The 1,471-nt window shown below is 68.7% G+C and carries 1 protein-coding gene; it reads right to left on the bottom strand.

Going from position 1 to position 1,471, the window contains the following annotated elements; all coding sequences use genetic code 11:
- Positions 1-107: 107 nt before the first annotated feature.
- Positions 108-1,220 (bottom strand): IS110 family RNA-guided transposase, encoded by a 1,113-nt coding sequence (locus ABT369_RS57790; protein ID WP_350627271.1) that lies wholly within the window; start codon positions 1,218-1,220, stop codon positions 108-110.
- Positions 1,221-1,471: the final 251 nt, after the last annotated feature.

The following is a 1,471-nucleotide window of genomic DNA, read 5'->3' as shown; positions in this document are numbered from 1 at the left end:
CGGGTGGCTCTCACAAGCGGCTGTCCACTGCACGTGGGTGTGACTCTCACATGGCTTGCGCCCGCCGGTCACCGTGGCCTGGAGTGGCTCAAGAGCGCCTCTGTGTGTCAACCCGTGGACGGAATGAGTTTGCGTTGGTCGTTGGTGAGGTGGCGGTAGAGGACGTTGGTGAGGCGTCGTTTGAGGGCGCGGCGGGCTTCGGCTGGTGTTTTGCCTTCGGCGAGTTTGCGCTGGTAGTAGGTGCGGCCGGGGCCGGGGTCGCGGGCTTGGACGAGGGCGATGGTGTGTAGGGCTGTGTTGAGTTGGCGGTTGCCGGTTGGGTTGAGTCGGTGGCGGCGGCGTTCGCCGCTTGATGCTTCGAGTGGGGCGGTGCCGGCGTAGCTGGCGAAGTGGTCGGCGGTCGGGAAGCGGGTGATGTCGCCGACGTGGCCGAGGATCTTCCCGGCGATGATGTGCCCGACGCCACGGATGCTGGTGATAGTCGAGTGGGTCTCGGCCAGGACCTGCCGGGTCTGGGCTTCGTTGGCGTGCAAGCGCCGGTCGAGGTGGCGTAGATCGGCGACCAGGTCCCGGGCGAGGTCGCGGCGGCAGTGGTCGACGGCGGTGAGCGGCCGGATGGTCCGCATCAACGCCGCGGCTTTGTCGGCAGTGAGGTCCGCGGCGGCGCCGCCGGGGATCAGGTCGCGCAGCAGCACGTGGAGTCGGTTGAGAAGCCGGACGCGTTCGCGGGCCAGGTCGTCGCGGCGCTCGGAGAGCAGCCGGAGCCGGGTGTGGTCGTTCTCGGCGACGACAGGATGCAGCTTCTTGTGCCGCATGGCGGCATGGGCGACGCTGGCGGCGTCTGCGGCGTCGGTCTTGCGGGTGCCGCCCGTGTCCAGCAGCCGAGCTCGGGCCGCGAGGGTAGCGGGGACGTCGACAACGTCCTCGCCGGCGGCGGCGAGGAGTTGGGCGATGCCGCGGCCGAGGCCGGCGGCACCTTCGACGGCGAAGCGGCGTTCGGACCAGCGGGCGGCCCAGCTGGTCAGCGTGAGGTATGCGGCGGCGTTGACGGTGATCCGCCGGGTCGCCAGGAGGTGGCCGGTTGTGTCGAGGGCGACGGCGGTCAAAGAGGACTTGTGCGGGTCGATGCCGATGGTGATCACAGAGCTACGGGTTCCTAACGTCGACCGGGATAGGGGTCGCCGTGGCGGGCAGCCTGACTTGGGGAATTCGTTGCGCACGCCTCTGTTGAGCCACGCCACGGCCGGGCGCCGGCCAGCGGCGGCACGCTCTTGATGAGCCAGCCCGAAGGCGGCAAGGGGTATGCGAGCCAGTGCCAACCGGCGCCCTGACGCTACGGGCTGCAGACCCAAGCGTCTGACTCCAGTAGACAAGTCAGGGGTATGCCCAGCTCAAAGTAGCGTTGCCCTCCTCGCCGATCGTCCACAGTGTACGGATGAGGAGAAGCATCGGATGAGTCGTGTGGTGATCG

The organism is Dactylosporangium sp. NPDC000244, assembly GCF_040300725.1.
Taxonomy (GTDB): domain Bacteria; phylum Actinomycetota; class Actinomycetes; order Mycobacteriales; family Micromonosporaceae; genus Dactylosporangium.
The sequence above is the reverse complement of the archived record's forward strand: the minus strand, read 5'-3'. Positions and strand labels throughout refer to the sequence as shown.